The sequence below is a fragment of the Yaniella halotolerans DSM 15476 genome (genome assembly GCF_000420805.1).
GTDB lineage: Bacteria > Actinomycetota > Actinomycetes > Actinomycetales > Micrococcaceae > Yaniella > Yaniella halotolerans.
The window spans coordinates 1-18496 of the sequence record NZ_ATVQ01000002.1; the positions used below are offsets into that span (position 1 = coordinate 1).

The window sequence follows — 18496 nt, forward strand, 5'->3', positions numbered from 1 at the left end:
CCACACCCCGGGTTTGTTGGGTGTGTGGTGGTAGCGTTACGGTGGTTATAGCGTGGGGGAAACGCCCGGTCCCATTCCGAACCCGGAAGCTAAGACTCACAGCGCCGATGGTACTGCAACCGGGAGGTTGTGGGAGAGTAGGTCACCGCCGGACACTTTTTCAAAAGGGGAGGCCCTTATCAAACACCCCGCTCGTTGGGCGGTGGTTTGGTAAGGGCCTCCACACATTTAACACACAAACACCAGAACCCACTCCATCATAGCCGAGCATTCATAAAGGTGCCTGTTATCCAGTCAATTCTGCATGGACATCAGCGGTTTTAAACTGCGATTAGTCGTGAGGGATAGGGGCGCTTCTTAGAACCGTCAAGGTGATGACGCTATCGGTGACTGCTGTGAGGGAGTGTCGTTCCGGTGGGATCGGGATCTGCTCACCTGCTTTGACTTCCCACTGGCGTCCGTCTCCTTGTATCTCCACTTTTCCCTGGAGAACGTGCAGAAACGCTTCTAGTGGACTCTCATGCTCTGCGAGCTCCGCATCTCTCAGGAGTGCAACCATAGTCTGTCGTAATCCGTCACCGTGATAGAGCGTCTTACCGGCTCGACGTGCATGCGCGTTGCGGGCAATGTCGAGGAGTTCCAACTGTTGATCTTGAATGCTTATGGCCCTGATTTCATCTTTATTCGGTTGCATCACTGGAGATTTATCTTTCTGACATTTGATAGTTGGTATCGACGAGTTCGGAGGGATCCCAGACGTAGTGCTCCTAGGGTTACTTGTGTGCAGCTTATCGAAATCCCAGCCTGAACCATAGGGGAGGATTGAAACAACGCAGCAACTCGTTGGTGGGCAACGAAGGTGCTTGTTTCCGTCATGGCCCGGCATTCAGTTCGTTCGCTGATGAGTCAGAGCGCTAGTCGGCTATTCTTGGTTGCGACGTTTGAGACTAGACTGGACGACCATGACAGAGAATTCAGTTTTTTCAAGTCCAATTCTTGGCCGTCAACTGTTTGGCCCGGGGCCATGCAACCCCTATCCCGAGGCGCAGCTGGCGTTGAGTCTGCCCTTGCTTGGTCACTTAGATCCAGCATTCATCTCTGCAATGGATGACACCAGTGAGATGCTCCGTCAGGTCTGGGGGACCCGAAACCAGCGGACATTACCGCTATCAGCCACCGGGTCTGCAGGTATGGAAGCCGCGTTCGTCAACACGGTTCGTCCGGGGGCCGTTGTCGTTGTTGCGGTTAACGGATTATTTGGCGAACGGATGGCCGAAGTAGCCTCGCGTCATGGTGCCGAAGTCGTCACTGTGGAGCACGAGTACGGCACACCAGTTGACGTCGAACGCGTTGTAACAGCTCACCCGAACCCTGACATAATCGCAGCTGTACACGCAGAAACTTCGACTGGTGTTGTATCGGACATCAAAGCTCTCGGTGAAAACAAAGGTGATGCGTTGTTACTTGCCGACTGCGTAACCTCTGTTGGTGGCATGGAAATAAAATTGGATGAATGGGGCGTAGACATCGCTTACGCCGGGTCCCAAAAATGTCTTGGCGTCGCCCCGGGCTTAGCACCATTCAGCATCTCTGAGCGTGCTTTCAAACGGCGCGTCGAGAGACCTGCAAACTGGTACCTGGATTTGAACCTGCTTGGCGGTTACGCCGGCGGGGAGCCAGGCGGCAAACGAACGTACCATCATACTGCGCCCACAGGCATGGTTGTTTCTTTACAGGCAGGCTTGCAACGGATTCTGTTGGAAGGGCTGGATAACGTCTATGCCCGTCACGCAGCGGCTGGCGAAGCCTTACAGGCCGGCTTAGAGGAGATGGGACTACGGTTGTTTGCTGAGGAAGGCGCCAGGCTAGCCCAGCTGACTACTGTGGAAGTCCCTGACGGCGTGGATTCTACAGCTGTACGCAAGTATTTATTGGATAAATACGACCTAGAGATCGGCGCTGGCACCGGCGCGTACGCTGCAAAGATTTGGCGGATCGGACTGATGGGCCACAACGCGACAACGGCGAACGCACACATGGTGCTTTCTGCATTGAAAGATGCCCTTGCGAACGCTGCGTAACGTGCCATCTTGGATTGCATAAAATATTTGGCGGGACCGGTACTGGTCCCGCCAAATTCATTACAGTGTGGTGAGTTAGAAGTCGATATCGTCGGGGGTCTTTGTGGCTGTTGGTTGCGTTATGCCGTTCTGCTCTGCAACGTTAGCGACCGCCTCGGCTACCGCGCCGGCTACCTTGTCGTTAAATACTGATGGAATAACGTAGCTCGGGTTGAGCTCTTCATCGCTGATCGTTGCGGAAATTGCATCTGCAGCAGCGACCAACATATCTTCGGTGATGTCAGAAGCTCCCGCGTCTAACAGCCCTCGGAAGAAGCCGGGGAACGCCAGGACATTGTTGATTTGATTCGGGAAATCTGAACGTCCGGTAGCAACAACTGCAGCGTGCTTTGAAGCTTCCGTCGGCAAGATCTCCGGATCCGGGTTGGCCATGGCGAATACTATAGAGCCATCATTCATGCTTGCGACATCGTCTCCATCCAGCAAGTTTGGAGCCGACACCCCGATGAAAACGTCCGCTCCAACCAGAGCTTGCTTCAATGTACCCGTAAAGCCTTCAGCGTTGGTATTGTCGGCCAGCCACTGGCGGTGCTCGTCACGTTGGGTGGTGTTCTGTTCGAGTACACCATCCCTTCCTGCAGCCAAGATATGTTTGGCGCCAGAAGCCTTCAACAAGCGGATGATGGCGTGACCGGCTGCCCCAACTCCTGATAAGACGATACGAACATCGGCAAGTTGTTTACCAACGACTTTCAACGCGTTGTTCAAAGCTGCCTGAGTGACGATAGCGGTACCGTGCTGATCATCGTGGAAAACCGGGATATCAAGTTCTTCGCGTAACCGTGCTTCAATTTCGAAGCAGCGCGGTGCTGAAATATCCTCAAGGTTGATGCCCCCGTAAGCGGGCGCAATCGCCTTGACAATATTGATGATCTCCTCGGTATCCGTAGTGTCCAGGGCGACGGGCCATGCGTCCACATTTGCGAATTGCTTGAACAGTACGGCTTTCCCCTCCATGACTGGCATGGCAGCTTCTGGGCCAATATCACCTAGACCCAGGACGGCGGTTCCATCCGTCACGACAGCAATCGTATTGTTCTTGATAGTCAGTTCGCGGGCGCGGTTCACGTCCTTTGCGATCGCGGTGCAAACTCGAGCTACCCCTGGAGTATAAGCCCTGGAGAGGTCATCGCGATTACGAACGTTCACCTTGGAAGTAGTCTGAAGTTTTCCACCCTGGTGCATATGGAAGGTGCGGTCGGAGAGGCTGAGGACTTCGAAGCCTTCGACAGCGTCAATTGATTCTTTGACCTTCCGGCTGTGTTCTTTGCCGCGAGTATTGCACGCCAGGTTGATGATGTTGTTATCGTGGCTGGCATCTACGATGTCCAGAGCAGTGATGGCTGCACCGGCTTCAGCGACGACTGCTGTGAGATCGCTAGTTGCGGTAAAAGTTGAGGGGGCATGAACTTTGACGATGATCGAATAGCCGGGGCTAGGTGTTGCCATGTTTAATTGGACTCCTTGGCAAAATATAAGACGGCGGATTACAGCATGAATGCCATGGTCGGATGTGTTTCGAACGAGTCGTATGCACTTCCTGACGATCATCGGGTGGATGATGACAGCACATGCAGCGGCACTGGCCTGGTGAGGCTCAAAGGCCACATGAATTGAGGTTGACAGAATAGCACGCTACATCGACAGCCAAGCTAAAATGTAGAGGTGTTGAGTAGTCTTGACCAGGAAAATTTGCGAAGCCCTGGCTTTAATGTGTGATCTGCATTACAGTTACTCTCATTGATGCTCCGATGATGCAGCATATGATTTGGCATCCATGGAACGGCCCGTAGCGACATAGCGGGCAATAACTGTGAATTCATTGTTGACGGTTTTCAAAAGTTCCAGAAATGAACCTTGCTGAAGGCATTTCAGATACCTGACCTTACGTTTAGTGTCGGGGATTCCACCAGGCCCAAAAATCGATGCAAAAGAATGCTCTCAATTTTCTTGAGGAGAATATCATGACTGCTGTTCCAAGGTTTTCATCAATTCCAACCACAGGGGCTGAGCGCCCGGCGATTGATTTTTCGGTCGGCGGCGCAGACCCCGACTTTGTAGCGCTAGAATCCTCGAAACCAGCTATTTGTGCAGTACCAATGCTGGGAAAAATGCTGTCGCAATGTAAATAACCTTGACGGCCTTGCCCGGTGAGCTAATAGGGATAAAATCCACGAAGGAAAACCTCTGAACAGTTGTAGGATGGTCACAAAGAAGTTATGTGCCTGCTACATGAATTTCAGGCACAACATTGACCCGAGGACATATTAGCTTTGACCGATACCAGTGCAAATCAGCCGAAGAGTCGCGACGATTCATCACGTTCCAACCGCCGAGGTGGGCCACGTGACCGCGATCAGCGTGAACAGGGTCGGGGTAGGAAGGGTGGAGATGATCAGCGTGGACGGCAAGGAAGCAGGGGCCGCGCTGCGCGTTCACCCCGAAGTGACGAGGCTGCAAACAAGCCCCAGCACAATCCGGCCGACTTGCGTTCAGCAAATCGCCCCGATCGCGGTCGTTCCCCGAACATTGATGATGATGTAACGGGTAAAGAATTAGACCGTAGCGTTCAGCGTGAATTGGGTACTTTAGACGAACAAAACCGTCCCTGGGTGCAAAAACATTTAGTCATGGCTCTACGGCTACTGGAAGAGGACGCTGAGCTGGCCTTTGACCACGCGTTAGCTGCCTCTCGCCGTGGAGGACGACTAGGAGTGGTTCGTGAAGCTGCGGGTATGACCGCCTATGCTGCTGGGAAGTACTCTGAAGCGTTGCGAGAATTCCGGACGTACCGTCGTATTTCGGGCGATAATGCTCACTTGCCAGAAATGGTTGATTCCGAGCGAGCACTGGGCCGTACTGACAAAGCGTTGCAATTGGTTCAGGAAGCCCCACTCGACAAGCTCCCCGCAATTTCGCGAGTTGAGTTGGCCATAGTCGTGTCCGGGATCCACTTAGATAATGATGATCCTCAAGCTGCCGTCGCGGCTCTTGAAATTCCGCAGTTGAACCCGCGTCGTGGTTTCTCCTACTCACCTCGACTTTTTAGTGCGTATGCTGAAGCACTGCAAGCTGCAGGTCGACAGGATGACGCCCAAAAATGGGCAAATCTGACTGCGCGAGCTGAGCGTGCACTTGGCCTCGACGTTGAACCTGAGCCCGAAATACTGGATCTCGGAGACGAAGAGTACGATGCCAATCCACCACGGGCCCGTGATATTCTGCCGCCAAACGATTCTTCGACGCAGAATGCGACCAAAGGTGGCGAAGAGTAGTCAGTGGCTACCTTTTTTGATGGATACGACGGCGTCTTATGCGACCTCGATGGTGTGGTCTATGCGGGGTCACATCGGATTCATACCGCAGTCACTACACTCAACGCGCTTATCGAACAAGGCGTACCAGTTGCTTTTATAACTAATAACGCTTCGAAATCCGCAGTCGAAGTAGCCGACCGATTGACGTCCATGGACCTGAATGCTGAGTCCCAGCAGGTCATGACGTCCGCTCAGGCCGTGGTTGACTTACTCGCCGTCAAATATCCCCGAGATTCTGGCCCTGTCCTTGTGACAGGTTCTCCACAGTTAGCTTCTCAGATTGAAGCCCAGGGCTATGTCGTAACTGATACGGCAACAGATCGACCGCAGGTGGTAGTCCAGGGCTTTAATCCTCGACTTGGCTGGCGCGATCTTGCTGAGGCAAGTTTTGCTATTCAGAACGGAGCCGGATGGTTAGCATCTAACCTAGACCTAACCATTCCACTCACCGAGGGGGTTGCTCCTGGGAACGGTTCCATGGTCAATGCCGTTGCGCAAGCCACGGGAACTCGTCCAGAAGTCGCGGCCGGAAAGCCAGCGCCCGTGATGTTCACGGCTATGGCTGAACGGTTTTCTATGACCAGGCCCTTAGTCTTGGGGGACCGGCTGGACACGGACATGTTGGGTGCTGTCAACGCAGGATTCCACGGAGCCCTGGTTGAGACCGGTATCCATCGCAGAGCCGATATCGCGAGCTTCCAGGACGTGGTTGTGCCTGATTGGGTGCTACCCAATCTTGGAGCCTTACTGAGAGAACCACTCGATGCATACCGGGGGAGAGATGGCTGATCCGCAGCACCGTACCGTTCAAATCCTTTCGCAGCTGGAAGGTGTTGACCAGCTGTCTCCATCAGATGAGATTGCTACATTCGAACAGGTGCTCTCTGCTCTCACAGAATTGCTTAATGCGCCTGAAGAACAAGGACCGGGGGTTGGCTAACGTGAAGCGTCTGGACCAAGTTTTAGTGGCTAGACAACTGGCGACTTCGCGAACGGCAGCGGCCCGGCATATCCAAGCTGGTGAAGTCAACGTTAATGGTGAGATTGTCACCAAGCCAGCATCAAAAATATCAGATCATGACGATGTGCGACTCAACATCGTTGGGCCTCAGTACGCCTCACGAGCAGGCCACAAATTGGCTGGAGCCTTGGATAGGTTCAGTTCCATAGCTGTTGTTGGGACACGGTGCCTCGATGCCGGAGCATCAACTGGGGGATTTACCGACGTGCTTCTGCAACGTGGTGCCCACGAAGTCGTTGCAGTGGATGTGGGTCATGATCAGATTGTGCAGCGACTTCGCGACGATCCGCGGGTCGACGTTCGCGAAGGCGTCAATGTTCGGTACTTGGCACCGGAACATATCGCTAAGCCAGTGGACGTCGTCGTTTCTGATTTGTCGTTCATTTCATTGAGGCTCGTCATTCGCTCACTAGTGGCTGTCTGCAAACCAGGTGCTCAGCTAGTGCTAATGATCAAGCCACAATTTGAGATTGGTAGAGAGCGCTTACCGAAAACCGGTGTGGTGGTGAACCCGCTGCAACGACGCGAAGCCGTCACGAACGTTATTGAAGAGGCGCTCAAACGTGGGTTGACCCCGCAGGCCGTAGCGACGAGTCCGTTACCGGGGCAGGATGGGAATAGAGAATATTTCTTTTGGGCTAGCCTTCGGGCTGATGGGGGATTGGGCTATGAAATGCCCGACGCCGCACAGTGGTTGGACACCCAACGTGTGGGGTGGGCGGATGAACCCCTAGTTAGTTATCCACACCGCGCCTGGCCTGATAACAAAATCGAATAGACAGACTAGATTGGACCAATAGGCAGACGTACAAGCAAAGGAGATCGATGAGCCGGCGAATACTAATTTTGGCTCACACCGGGCGCCAAGAAGCTATGCAATCTGCGTTGCACGCCATTGAGCTGCTGCGAGAAGCTGGACTGACCCCGGTGATGCTGCCCCACGACTCCGCTGTTGTATACGAGGCTATCCATAACGGGGTGTTATCCGCTAACGGGTTGACCGTGGAAAGTATCGATACGAAGTCATCACTTCAGGATGTCGAACTTGGCATGGTACTAGGCGGAGACGGCTCAGTATTGCGCGCCGCAGAGATGGTTCGAGAGTCCGACCTACCGCTCATGGCAGTCAACCTCGGACACGTTGGGTTTCTTGCTGAAGCAGAGCAAGCCGATCTGGGACGCGCCGTCACGTCAATCGTCAATAAGGACTATAAAGTCGAAGAACGCATGGCTATCGACGTTAAAGTATTGGTTGGCAAACATCTGGTCGCGCATACCTGGGCGCTCAATGAAGCTTCAGTCGAGAAGTCCAACCGCGAGCGCATGTTGGAAGTAGTTATGGGCGTTGACGATCGTCCAATTTCGTCCTTTGGCTGTGACGGCGTGGTGATGGCTACACCCACTGGTTCAACCGCGTACGCTTTTTCCGGTGGCGGACCGATTGTCTGGCCCGAAGTTCAGGCAATGCTGATGGTGCCTCTTTCAGCGCATGCCCTATTCGCCCGCCCCCTCGTCGTTTCACCAGAATCCGTGATCTCTGTTGACGTTCTGCAGCGGACTAATGAAGCCGGAGTTTTGTGGTGTGATGGTCGCCGTACCGTCGATCTTCCGGCTGGGGCTCGCATCGAAGTTACCCGTTCATCGAGCCCAGTAAAACTTGCACGCTTGGCTTTAACACCGTTTTCTGAACGCTTGGTGCGAAAGTTTGATTTGCCAACGCACGGTTGGCGCGGCAGCATTCCAGACAAGGACCGCGCTGCAATGGAAGATCGTAAACAGGACCGTCGTGACCGAGACAATTGGCACCAAACGCTGGCAGATTCTCACGGGATCCGCATAGTAGAGCCCCACCACACTGCTCCTAGGCCAGGGGTCGTTCCGCCAGTGACGACACCCATCCCTGTGATCACCAAGGCAGACGAACAAGAGATCGTGCAGCTTTCATCCCAACCGCCAACAGACGACCAGAATGAGGAACCGAGGAACGACTAAATGATAGAGCATCTGTCGATTAACTCCTTGGGCGTCATTGAAGAAACCGTCGTCGAACTTGATCCAGGACTTACTGTGGTGACCGGTGAAACCGGTGCAGGTAAGACCATGGTGGTGACTGCCCTAAATCTTCTGTTAGGCGCTCGTGCGGATGCGGGCGCGATCCGAGCTGGTGACGGAAAAGCTAGTGTAGAGGCCGGATTTATTCTGCCGCCAGATCACAAGTCCGCTACTGCAGCCGTGGACGCGGGTGCAGTCCTTGACGAAGATGCTGATTATCGGCACTTAGTGGTTACGCGCTCAATCACGGCATCTGGGACTGGAACGCGATCGCGTGCAACGGCTGGAGGCCGCGGGGTCCCGGTGGCGCTCCTGGGAGAGATCGGGGAGCATGCGGTTGCCATCCATGGCCAATCAGACCAGTTACGTTTGAAATCTCCCACGGCTCAACGACTTGCCTTAGACGCTTATGGTGGTAAGACGCTGTCCGCTGCCCTAAAAAACTATCGAAAAACCTACGATACCTTGCAGAGTGTCTCCAGCGAACTGCAAGAACTTCTGAACCAGGCTCAAGAACGCGCATTAGAGGCAGAAAACCTTCAGCGCAGTTTGGAAGAGATCGATGATGCAAACATAGAAGACCAAGAAGATACTGAACTCCAGGATCAGATCAAGCGATTGGAATCGGCCGAGGAGTTTCGTAGTGCCGCCCATATTTCGACGACTGCCTTATCTGGTGATGACAATGACCTTGACGCACCAAGCGCTGAATCACTGGTGGAATTGGCTCGGCAAGCGATCGACCAGACACCAGGTGAACTTGAGGAATTAGAGGGGATTCGCAATCGGCTGGCCACGGTAGGTATTGAACTCTCTGATATTACTGCTGAAATCTCGCAGTTCGCCTCGAGTCTCACAGAAGATGGTCCATACGCGTTGAATCAAGCCCAATCGAGACTTGCTGAGCTCAATCGCTTGAAGAAGCTCTATGGTCCTGATCTAGCTGACGTGTTGACCTGGGCCCAAGAACAACGTCCAAGGTTAGACGTACTGCACGGAGATACCGACCGAATCGAATATCTTACCGAAGAAGAACAGCATCTAACCGCAACTTTGAACGAGCAAGGTGCTGAACTCACGGCACTACGCCAGGAATATGGCGTCAAACTGGGCGCACAGGTAACCGAGGAACTTCACGGCCTCCTCATGCCGACCGCACAGTTGTCAGTGGCCGTAGACCCCTTAGATGCTCCCGGGCCACATGGCTTCGATTCGATCGCATTACTCCTGCAGCCTCATCCGGGTTCGGAACCCCGGCCTTTAGGCAAAGGTGCTTCGGGGGGTGAGCTCTCGCGCATCATGCTTGCTCTGGAAGTGGTCCTTGCAGATACTGATCCCGTCCCAACGTTTATTTTCGACGAAATTGATGCCGGAGTTGGTGGCGAAGCAGCCGTCCAGATCGGTAGACGGCTTGCGAGACTGGCTACAAGGGTGCAGGTAATCGTTGTGACGCACCTGCCCCAAGTCGCGGCTTATGCCAATAAACATTTGCGGGTCAATAAAGATCCAAACGTGGAAGCTGGCTTCACGACTTCCGACGTTAGTGAACTTGTCGGTGAGGAACGCATCTCAGAACTGGCGCGTATGTTGGCTGGCCACGCAAGTTCAAGCTCAGCTCGTGAACATGCACGCGAACTGTTGGAGGCCTCCCACGCATGAGTGAACGGCATCTTCAGGACACCGACCGGACGGTGGATATCCAGGAGCACCAAACGGTGTATCGCGGTGCAATATGGAACATTCAGCGAGATACTTTTACCATCGAGTCAACTGATGCTCCTATGACTCGAGAATATCTACGGCACCCAGGCGCGGTAGCAATAGTGGCAATTGACGAACAGCAACAGGTCGCCATGATCAACCAGTACCGGCATCCAGTGGGACAGGACTGCTGGGAAATACCCGCCGGATTGCTCGATGTCCGCGGAGAGAACCTTGTTGCTACAGCACAGCGTGAACTAGCGGAAGAAGCTGATTTATTCGCAGACACCTGGTCCGTCCTGGTAGATCACTATCCGTCTGGTGGGTCATCATCGGAAGCTATCAGAATTTTCTTGGCCCAAGATCTCCGAGGAGTGCCGAAAAGTCAGCTTCATATTCGCGAAGCAGAAGAGCAGCACCTCGTCCTGCGCTGGGTACCTATCGCCGAACTGCTCGATGCCGTCATGGCCGGTGACATTCGGAATACCAATGCGGTGGCGGGAATTCTGGCAGCCCACCTTGTTGTGCTTGGGGGACGCCAGGCTCGTTCCGTCGACGCTCCTTTTAGATGAGTCATGGTTTCACAAGAGACGGATATCCCAACGCCATTGCAAGACCAGATGTATGCCTATCTCAATCACCTCACGATTGAGCGCGGCCTCTCAAAGAACACCATGGCGGCCTATAAACGTGACCTTAAGCGCTATCTGAGCTACCTGGCACAAGAGCAAGTTTGCGACGTCTCGAACATAAGCGCGCACCACGTCGCTGGATTTCTCCAGGCGCTTAGCTCGGGGAGCCACCACATGGGCCAGCTGGCCGCTAGCTCCACCAATCGCATCCTCATTGCAGCTCGTGGCTGGCACCGGTTCATGTTTCTAGAGAAGACGACCGAAATAAACCCCGCAGCTGACATAAAACCTCCAAAGACGGGGTTATATCTGCCGGAGGCCTTATCGATAGATACCGTCACGCGGCTCCTTGAGGCCCCAGCTGCAGAAACCGTTCAAGGCCTACGAGACCGAGCACTTATGGAACTGCTATATGCCAGTGGCGCTCGCATTACCGAAGCCATTGAACTCGACGTCGATGATGTCATTAGCCTCGAACATGACGATGCAACCGTCGTCAGACTATTCGGTAAGGGGTCCAAAGAGCGGGTCGTTCCATTGGGAGCTTACGCTGTTGATGCGCTCCATGCTTACCTCATACGAGGCAGACCCCAGCTAGCCTCGAGAGGTAAAGGATCACCAGCGCTGTTCTTGAACCGCTTTGGAAACCGCATCTCCCGACAAACAGGTTGGAATATCCTTAAACAGGCCGCCGAGGTTGCCGAGATTAACCATGAAATTTCTCCGCACACTCTGCGCCACTCGTTTGCTACCCATTTACTTCAGGGCGGAGCGGATGTCAGAGTAGTCCAGGAACTCTTGGGGCATGCCTCAGTAACGACCACACAAATCTATACGCAGGTGACCGCTGATACACTTCGTGAAGTATTTGCCTCAGCACACCCCCGTGCGAATAGCGAATAAGACCTTCAGGTTTGACTTTAAGCTTTAAGGCTCGCCGAGAAAATGTGGCATTTGTTCGTGCAAATAGAGAATGCGCCATAGACTGGAACTGAATTGATAAAAGTCTATTTTCTAGCACACTAAGAGGATTGCACCCCCAATTTACGTAGCGGTCAGGAGTTTTAAACATCGTGAATGACGCCAGCCAACAACCACGTCCTGTGATGATGATCAACGGAGAACCCGTCATCGGTCCAACAGGGCGGCCAAAACACGAATTTCCCGTCCCTGCGGCGTTGGATTCTCACGGACCTGCCCGCATTATCGCTCTGGTTAATCAAAAAGGTGGCGTCGGTAAAACTACTTCCTCTGTTAATATCGGAGCTGCTCTAGCAGACTACGGGCGCAAAGTGTTGATGGTCGATTTTGACCCACAGGGTGCATTATCCGCAGGTTTCGGGACAAACCCGCATGAAATGGATGTCACCATTTACAACGTGTTGATGGAACGCGACGTGCATGTCTCTGAAGCCATCCTCAAGACCGACGACGCCAATATTGATCTCCTGCCAGCAAATATTGATCTGTCTGCCGCAGAAGTTCAACTGGTAAATGAAGTAGCCCGTGAGCAGGTTCTTGCACGTGCGCTGCGCCCAGTAATGAACGACTACGACGTCATCATCATCGATTGCCAACCATCGCTGGGTCTTCTGACCGTCAACGCGCTTGCCGCTGCGCATGGCGTCATCATCCCACTCACCGCGGAGTTTTTCGCACTACGTGCGGTTGCATTACTGGTTGAAACCATCGAGAAGGTTCAGGATCGCATTAACCCTGATCTTGTAGTCGACGGTGTCCTTGCCACGATGGTTGACGCGAGAACGCTACATTCCAAAGAGGTCATTGGACGTCTTGTAGAGGCTTTTGGTGACCAGGTCTTTGAAACGGTTATTAATCGTTCGATCAAATTTGCGGATGCCACGGTAGCTGCAGAACCTATTACTGCGTTTGCGCCCCGGCATGCCGGCGCTAAGAATTACCGTCAACTAGCTCGCGAACTCATTAGCCGCGGCGGAGCCCCGTGAGCCAACCTTCAACGCCAGCATTCGAGGAAGACTACTCAGAAGGACATGCTGGCTTTGAACTAGCGCTGACGAATTTTTCAGGTCCCTTCGACCTGTTGCTGTCGTTGATTGCCCGACGTCGCATGGATGTCACAGAGATTGCCTTAGCCGAGGTCACTGACGAGTTCTTGGCGTATATCACGACGTTGGATACCACTCAGGAAGTGTTAGAAAACTCAACGGCATTTATGGTGGTAGCGGCAACACTGCTCGAGCTCAAGACTGCGCGACTGCTTCCTACCAGTATCCGGGATGCCCAAGAAGAAATGGCATTACTTGAGGAACGGGATCTGCTGTTTGCGCGGTTGTTGCAATACCGTGCTTTTAAACAAGCAGCTGAAATGATCCGCGAACGTCTTGACACCCAAGGGTCCATGGTGGCTCGCGATGCCGGGCCAGAACCACAATATGCGAACTTACTGCCCACCCTCGTGTTTGATCTCACTTCAAACGATTTTGCTAACCTGGCGCAGGATGTATTTGAGAAGTTCGTTGAAGAACCTGAACGCGTAGGGACTCAACACCTACATGCGCCGGTGGTTTCCGCCACCGAACAAGTTGCACTCATGACTCGCAGGATTCAGGAAGCAGGCGTCCTAACATTCACCGAACTGGTAGCGGATGCCTCCACCACGATGGTGGTGGTCGTCCGTCTGTTAGGACTGTTGACCATGTACCGTGACGGACTCATTGAATGGCACCAAGCAGCAACCTTGGGGGAGATCACCGTGTATTGGCAAGAGGCTTCGTGACTCAAGAACGATATCAAAGCGAGCTTTTCGGTCAGCTGGAAGCACTGCTCATGGTGACTGATGAACCCATTACACTCGACCAATTGACCAAGGCCACCGGCGAAACACCGGAATTACTCGAATCCACGTTAAAGGCCATTCAGCGAGATTATGACGGCGATGCAACTGGTATTCGTCGCGGATTTCAACTCCGCCACGTGGCTGGGGGATGGCGGTTGTATACTCGAGCTGAACATGCCGAAGCGATTACGGCTTTCATGATCCAGGGCGCAACACAGAAACTGAGTCAGGCGGGGCTGGAAGCACTAGCTGTCATCGCGTATCTACAGCCGACCACCCGGTCACGTGTAGCTCAAATTCGCGGTGTGAACTCAGACTCAGTCATCAAGACCCTGCTCACCAGGGGGCTGATCGGCGAAAATGGAACTGAAGAACTTACCGGTGCCGTACGCTATAGTACAACGGACTATTTCCTCGAGCTCCTTGGGCTAAACTCGATAGAGGAACTACCAAAGATTTCCCCGTTACTCCCGGGGGTAGACGAAGCCACGAAAATGGCAGAAAGTCAGGAATAACTATGACATCCCGCAAGCCGAGAGGCTCCGGAAACCGCAGTCGCACACCAAAGTCTGGTCGTCGCGGTGGGCCGTTTTCCGGTGCCGATTACGACCGCAATCTTGGTCCAGTTGATCGCAGCCAATATCGTAAAAAGGGCCAAGGTCAAGGCAAGAAATCCCGGCAGCATGTGCCGCAAGGGGAGCGACTTCAGAAAGTCATCTCTGCTGCAGGCATCGCATCCCGCCGTGTTGCAGAGGACCTCATCACCGAAGGTCGTGTTGAAGTCAACGACGATATTGTTACAGCGTTAGGCACTCGAGTCGACCCTGATAGTGACATCATTTTCGTTGACGGCATCCGTGTGAATACGAAACCCGAAGCCGTTTACTACGCGTTTAATAAACCACGTGGGGTCATCTCGACAATGTCGGATCCTAAAGGTAGACCATCTATCGCAGATTTTGTTGATAGCACCGACACCCGCTTATTTCATGTTGGGCGTCTGGACAACGAAACCGAAGGTCTGCTGTTGTTGACCAATGACGGAGACCTCGCAAACCGCCTGTCACATCCCCGCTATGAGGTCCCCAAAACGTACTTGGTGCAGGTCAAGGGACCGATGCGTAAGGGCGTGGGCGAAGAACTTCGTGCCGGCATCGAACTAGAAGAGGACGGCCTCGTGTCCGTCGACTCATTCCGTCTCGTCGATTCAACGCCGGGTCATATTTTGTGCGAGGTCATCATTCACAGTGGCCAAAATCGTGTGGTTCGACGCCTCATGAAAGCGGTTGGGTACCCGGTACAACGCCTGGTGAGAATCGCCCATGGTCCAATTACTCTGGGAGATCAGCGCCAGGGCTCAATCCGGCAGCTAAATTCTCAAGAAGTTGGTCATCTGATGGCAACGGTGGGACTATGACCACACCTCGGTTCTCACGCACCGAAATTGTCGATACTGCCTCGTTGGCAGCAGCCACCGAAACGGTCTCGAAACAGCATTCGATTCACCAGCCGGCGTTGATTATTGGCACCGGCCTCTTGGGCGCCTCGATCGGTCTCGGTTTACGAAGCGCTGGAATTGAGGTCCTGCTGAGCGACCCCTCGCCTTCGGCACAGGCGGTTGCCGAAGACATTGGTGCCGGGCGAGGTCTCACTGACGGCGACGAACCGGGGACCGTTGTGGTAGCTGCACCCCCAGATGTCACAGGCGAAGAAGTTATCAAGGCTCTGCAGCGTTGGCCCGAAGCGGTGGTGCTTGATATCGCATCAGTCAAAGGCGCAATAGCAGAAGAGTTAGCTGAAGCCGTGGCGGCAGGGCGACTTCCTGAAGCCAATGCGAAACGCTATATCGGGACCCACCCTATGGCAGGCCGGGAACGATCGGGACCTGTCGCAGCGCGCGGTGAACTTTTCACTGCCGCCCCGTGGGTGCTTTGCCCGAGAGAGGAGACCCCGCAATCCATCGTCGATACAGCTTCTGACGTTGCACGTTTGTTGGGTGCCACGATTTACCACATGACAGTCGAAGAACATGATGCTGCTGTGGCACAAATTAGCCATCTACCGCAAATTGCAGCGTCGCTGTTGGCATCCCGGCTGCAGGATACGCCAGCCCATGCGCTCCAGCTGACCGGGAACGGTCTGCGCGACACGACGCGTATCGCTGCTTCAGACGGTGGGCTATGGGTGCAAATTTTGACGGCGAATGCCGGCCAGATCCTTCCACAGCTGCACGGCATGAAAGAGGACCTGGATCGTTTGATCCGGACCTTATCTGCGCCCTTCGAAACCGGGTCGCGCCTTGATGTTGCACGGCTGATGCATGAGGGGAACCGTGGGCAAGCAAGAATACCTGGAAAACATGGTGGACCCGCAGAGTCTTTTGCTCTGGTGACGGTCCTGGTCGACGATGCTCCTGGATCAATTGTCGCAGCTCTGCAAGCGGTAGCTGATGTTGGGGTGAACGTGGAAGACTTGCGAATGGAGCATTCATCTGGTTACCAGGTCGGTATGCTGGAGATTGCCGTCGTTCCTGGCCAAAAACAGCACTTGGTCGATTCATTGACCGATCTTGGATGGAAGGTACTCTAATGTCAGCACAACCTCGACTCGTCATCGCTATTGATGGCCCTTCAGGCACCGGAAAATCTACGATCGCTCGCTGGATCGCCCAGGAATTGAACCTCAGTTACCTAGATACGGGAGCGAACTACCGCGCTGCCACCCTGTGGTGCATGAAAAACGGCCTAGACCTTGCGCAACCTGACTCCGTGGATACTCAACAAATCACTGATCTCATTACGACCATGCCTTTGGCTCAAGATTTGAACCCGCATAATTTTTCGCTGGCATTAGACGGTCAAGACATTACTGAGGCGATTCGGTCCGATGAGGTCACCGCTAATGTATCGGTATTGTCAACACGACGTGAAGTTCGTGAACACCTCGTGGAGTTGCAACGCCAAGCGATCCAATCGCGACCACGCATCGTGGTTGAAGGTCGCGACATCACAACGGTTGTTGCACCAGACGCCGAAGCCCGAATCTTATTAACCGCCTCTCCTGAGGTCAGGATGGCGCGTCGTGGCCAACAATTGCGCGAAACCCAACAGGACCCAGGCAACGTGGAATCAGATGTCGTGGGACGCGATGCTAAAGATTCTGCACTTGTTGATTTCATGACCCCTGCCGAAGGCGTTGCCGAAATTGACTCCTCCAATCTTTCCCTTGAAGACACCGTGACCGTCGTATTGGCCGAAATTCAGCGTCAAGTAAATACGAGCGGATCCTAAGAAAGCATTATGACTGAAGAAGAATACATTCCATCGACTGCCGATACAGTTGATGAAGATCTGACACAAATGTCAGATGAAGACCATCAGGCTCGTACAGAAGCGTATTTGGCGGGCTTGCAGCAATATGATTTAGAAGACGACGACCATCTGGTCTTGTCGGGCTTCGACGCTGCTGAGGAATATGAAGAACGCTCATTCATTCCGCCCGTCGTTGCAATAGTGGGGCGTCCAAACGTAGGTAAATCCACCCTGGTGAACCGTATTATTGGTCGTCGTCAGGCAGTCGTGGAAGATGTGCCTGGAGTTACTCGCGACCGCGTCTTCTATGAAGCTGAATGGAACGGCAAACTCTTCACTGTTGCCGACACCGGCGGCTGGGAATACGGTGTGAAAGGTCTAGGCGCAAAAGTCGCGGATCAAGCAGAGCGTGCAGTTGATTTAGCGGACTACGTGATTTTCGTTGTTGACGCCACGGTGGGCATCACAGCCACGGACGAAGCGATCGTCACCATGCTGCGCAAAGCCAGCAAACCTATCCTCTTGGCTGCAAATAAAGTCGATGGCCTGTCACAGGAAGCTGATGCTTCCATGCTTTGGGGGCTTGGCTTCGGCTATCCGTACCCCGTCTCTGGCTTACACGGTCGAGGCACAGCTGACTTGCTTGACGTGCTGGTCGATGACCTACCCGAGGAGTCGGCCTATAAGGATGTTCTTACTGCACAGGGCCCACGTCGTGTTGCTATCGTTGGACGTCCGAATGTTGGCAAATCTTCGTTGCTTAACACCCTCGCTAATGAGTCGCGGGCTGTTGTGGATGATATTGCTGGTACCACCCGAGATCCCGTTGACGAATTAGTCGAGCTGGACGGTGAAGTTTGGGAATTTATCGATACGGCTGGTATTCGTCGACGTCAACACATGGCTTCGGGCTCGGACTATTATGCATCGTTGCGTACTCGTGCCGCGTTAGACCGCTCTGAAGTTGCGGTAGTGCTTTTGGAATCATCGCAGCCTCTTAGTGAGCAAGACGTGCGTATCATTCAGATGGTGTTGGACGCTGGACGTGCGATGATCCTGGCCTTCAACAAGTGGGATCTCATGAACGAAGATCGCCGAGATGACCTCGAACGTGAGATCGACCTAGATTTGCAACACGTCTCATGGGCACCACGGATCAATGTGTCAGCCAAAACTGGCTGGCATAAAAATCGGTTAGTACCCGCGCTAGAAACTGCTCTGGAGTCTTGGGAAAGTCGTATCCCAACTGGAAAACTCAATTCATTCATCGGAGAACTCGTTGCAGCTCATCCGCACCCTGTGCGAGGTGGCAAGCAGCCGAGAATCCTATTCGCCACGCAATCTTCTACTCGGCCGCCCAAATTCATTCTGTTTACCACTGGCTTCTTAGACCCAGGGTACCGTCGCTTTATTATCAATCGTTTGCGACAGTTCTTTGGTTTCGAAGGCAGCCCGATTGAGCTTGCGATGCGAGTACGGGAACGCCGACGCCGCTAAGCTTCA

The 18496-nt window shown here is 53.6% G+C and carries 19 protein-coding genes and 1 rRNA gene; 18 read left to right on the forward strand and 2 right to left on the reverse strand.

The window, feature by feature from the left end; translation table 11 throughout:
• The first annotated feature begins 37 nt into the window (after window positions 1–37).
• Window positions 38–154 (forward strand): 5S ribosomal RNA (gene rrf, locus G583_RS0107590).
• Between the two features lie 177 nt (window positions 155–331).
• On the opposite strand, the gene G583_RS0107595 is transcribed toward rrf, so the two are convergent.
• Window positions 332–694, reverse strand: a complete 363-nt coding sequence (locus G583_RS0107595) for a cupin domain-containing protein (protein WP_022870583.1) — start codon at window positions 692–694, stop codon at window positions 332–334.
• 268 nt (window positions 695–962) lie between these two features.
• Here G583_RS0107595 and G583_RS0107600 point away from each other — a divergent pair, with 268 nt between their 5' ends.
• Window positions 963–2081, forward strand: a complete 1119-nt coding sequence (locus G583_RS0107600) for a pyridoxal-phosphate-dependent aminotransferase family protein (RefSeq protein ID WP_022870584.1) — start codon at window positions 963–965, stop codon at window positions 2079–2081.
• 75 nt (window positions 2082–2156) lie between these two features.
• Here G583_RS0107600 and G583_RS14985 read toward each other — a convergent pair whose 3' ends face one another.
• Window positions 2157–3590 carry an NAD-dependent malic enzyme gene (locus G583_RS14985; protein WP_022870585.1) on the reverse strand — a complete coding sequence of 478 codons (1434 nt, stop codon included), beginning with the start codon at window positions 3588–3590 and terminating at the stop codon, window positions 2157–2159.
• A 515-nt stretch (window positions 3591–4105) separates the two neighbouring features.
• Here G583_RS14985 and G583_RS16730 point away from each other — a divergent pair.
• The 16 genes from G583_RS16730 to der all read left to right on the forward strand — a co-directional run bounded on the left by G583_RS16730 (window position 4106) and on the right by der (window position 18490).
• A complete protein-coding gene (locus G583_RS16730) occupies window positions 4106–4273 on the forward strand; it encodes a hypothetical protein (RefSeq protein WP_022870586.1) in 168 nt (55 codons plus the stop codon).
• Window positions 4274–4414: 141 nt separating this feature from the next.
• The gene (locus tag G583_RS14990) at window positions 4415–5416 is read left to right on the forward strand and encodes a tetratricopeptide repeat protein (RefSeq protein ID WP_022870587.1); all 1002 of its coding nucleotides are present in this window, start codon (window positions 4415–4417) and stop codon (window positions 5414–5416) included.
• A 3-nt stretch (window positions 5417–5419) separates the two neighbouring features.
• On the forward strand, window positions 5420–6247 hold the full coding sequence (locus G583_RS0107620; protein ID WP_022870588.1) for an HAD-IIA family hydrolase: 828 nt from the start codon (window positions 5420–5422) through the stop codon (window positions 6245–6247).
• On the forward strand, window positions 6240–6398 hold the full coding sequence (locus G583_RS16735) for a hypothetical protein (RefSeq protein ID WP_022870589.1): 159 nt from the start codon (window positions 6240–6242) through the stop codon (window positions 6396–6398). The genes G583_RS0107620 and G583_RS16735 overlap by 8 nt, the downstream gene beginning before the upstream one ends.
• A gap of 1 nt (window position 6399) precedes the next feature.
• A complete protein-coding gene (locus tag G583_RS14995; RefSeq protein ID WP_051129674.1) occupies window positions 6400–7257 on the forward strand; it encodes a TlyA family RNA methyltransferase in 858 nt (285 codons plus the stop codon).
• Between the two features lie 47 nt (window positions 7258–7304).
• Complete coding sequence (locus tag G583_RS15000) at window positions 7305–8471, forward strand: NAD kinase (protein WP_022870591.1); 1167 nt, start codon at window positions 7305–7307, stop codon at window positions 8469–8471.
• A complete protein-coding gene (recN, locus tag G583_RS0107640) occupies window positions 8472–10190 on the forward strand; it encodes a DNA repair protein RecN (RefSeq protein ID WP_022870592.1) in 1719 nt (572 codons plus the stop codon). It begins immediately after the preceding gene.
• Window positions 10187–10804 (forward strand): NUDIX domain-containing protein, encoded by a 618-nt coding sequence (locus G583_RS15005; protein WP_022870593.1) that lies wholly within the window; start codon window positions 10187–10189, stop codon window positions 10802–10804. The genes recN and G583_RS15005 overlap by 4 nt, the downstream gene beginning before the upstream one ends.
• A 3-nt stretch (window positions 10805–10807) precedes the next feature.
• On the forward strand, window positions 10808–11767 hold the full coding sequence (gene xerD / locus G583_RS0107650) for a site-specific tyrosine recombinase XerD (protein ID WP_022870594.1): 960 nt from the start codon (window positions 10808–10810) through the stop codon (window positions 11765–11767).
• Between the two features lie 203 nt (window positions 11768–11970).
• Window positions 11971–12831: a ParA family protein gene (locus G583_RS0107655; protein ID WP_051129683.1), complete on the forward strand. Its 861-nt coding sequence runs from the start codon at window positions 11971–11973 to the stop codon at window positions 12829–12831.
• On the forward strand, window positions 12828–13622 hold the full coding sequence (locus G583_RS15010; protein ID WP_022870596.1) for a segregation and condensation protein A: 795 nt from the start codon (window positions 12828–12830) through the stop codon (window positions 13620–13622). The genes G583_RS0107655 and G583_RS15010 overlap by 4 nt, the downstream gene beginning before the upstream one ends.
• Window positions 13619–14197, forward strand: a complete 579-nt coding sequence (gene scpB, locus G583_RS0107665) for an SMC-Scp complex subunit ScpB (RefSeq protein WP_022870597.1) — start codon at window positions 13619–13621, stop codon at window positions 14195–14197. Before G583_RS15010 ends, scpB begins: the two co-directional genes overlap by 4 nt.
• Before the next feature lie 2 nt (window positions 14198–14199).
• On the forward strand, window positions 14200–15099 hold the full coding sequence (locus tag G583_RS0107670; RefSeq protein WP_022870598.1) for a pseudouridine synthase: 900 nt from the start codon (window positions 14200–14202) through the stop codon (window positions 15097–15099).
• Complete coding sequence (locus tag G583_RS0107675) at window positions 15096–16271, forward strand: prephenate dehydrogenase (protein ID WP_022870599.1); 1176 nt, start codon at window positions 15096–15098, stop codon at window positions 16269–16271. Before G583_RS0107670 ends, G583_RS0107675 begins: the two co-directional genes overlap by 4 nt.
• Entirely contained in the window at window positions 16271–16972 is a 702-nt protein-coding gene (gene cmk / locus G583_RS0107680) for a (d)CMP kinase (RefSeq protein ID WP_022870600.1), read from the forward strand. Before G583_RS0107675 ends, cmk begins: the two co-directional genes overlap by 1 nt.
• A 9-nt stretch (window positions 16973–16981) precedes the next feature.
• On the forward strand, window positions 16982–18490 hold the full coding sequence (der, locus tag G583_RS0107685) for a ribosome biogenesis GTPase Der (protein ID WP_022870601.1): 1509 nt from the start codon (window positions 16982–16984) through the stop codon (window positions 18488–18490).
• The last annotated feature ends 6 nt before the right edge of the window (window positions 18491–18496 follow it).

What these genes read in the sequence shown, in the direction of transcription:
- G583_RS0107595 (WP_022870583.1), bottom strand. Translation starts at nt 694, where the DNA reads ATGCAACCGAATAAAGATGAAATCAGGGCCATAAGCATTCAAGATCAA.
- G583_RS0107600 (WP_022870584.1), top strand. Translation starts at nt 963, where the DNA reads ATGACAGAGAATTCAGTTTTTTCAAGTCCAATTCTTGGCCGTCAACTG.
- G583_RS14985 (WP_022870585.1), bottom strand. Translation starts at nt 3,590, where the DNA reads ATGGCAACACCTAGCCCCGGCTATTCGATCATCGTCAAAGTTCATGCC.
- G583_RS16730 (WP_022870586.1), top strand. Translation starts at nt 4,106, where the DNA reads ATGACTGCTGTTCCAAGGTTTTCATCAATTCCAACCACAGGGGCTGAG.
- G583_RS16735 (WP_022870589.1), top strand. Translation starts at nt 6,240, where the DNA reads ATGGCTGATCCGCAGCACCGTACCGTTCAAATCCTTTCGCAGCTGGAA.
- G583_RS15000 (WP_022870591.1), top strand. Translation starts at nt 7,305, where the DNA reads ATGAGCCGGCGAATACTAATTTTGGCTCACACCGGGCGCCAAGAAGCT.
- recN (WP_022870592.1), top strand. Translation starts at nt 8,472, where the DNA reads ATGATAGAGCATCTGTCGATTAACTCCTTGGGCGTCATTGAAGAAACC.
- G583_RS15005 (WP_022870593.1), top strand. Translation starts at nt 10,187, where the DNA reads ATGAGTGAACGGCATCTTCAGGACACCGACCGGACGGTGGATATCCAG.
- xerD (WP_022870594.1), top strand. Translation starts at nt 10,808, where the DNA reads ATGGTTTCACAAGAGACGGATATCCCAACGCCATTGCAAGACCAGATG.
- G583_RS0107655 (WP_051129683.1), top strand. Translation starts at nt 11,971, where the DNA reads ATGATGATCAACGGAGAACCCGTCATCGGTCCAACAGGGCGGCCAAAA.
- G583_RS0107670 (WP_022870598.1), top strand. Translation starts at nt 14,200, where the DNA reads ATGACATCCCGCAAGCCGAGAGGCTCCGGAAACCGCAGTCGCACACCA.
- G583_RS0107675 (WP_022870599.1), top strand. Translation starts at nt 15,096, where the DNA reads ATGACCACACCTCGGTTCTCACGCACCGAAATTGTCGATACTGCCTCG.
- cmk (WP_022870600.1), top strand. Translation starts at nt 16,271, where the DNA reads ATGTCAGCACAACCTCGACTCGTCATCGCTATTGATGGCCCTTCAGGC.
- der (WP_022870601.1), top strand. Translation starts at nt 16,982, where the DNA reads ATGACTGAAGAAGAATACATTCCATCGACTGCCGATACAGTTGATGAA.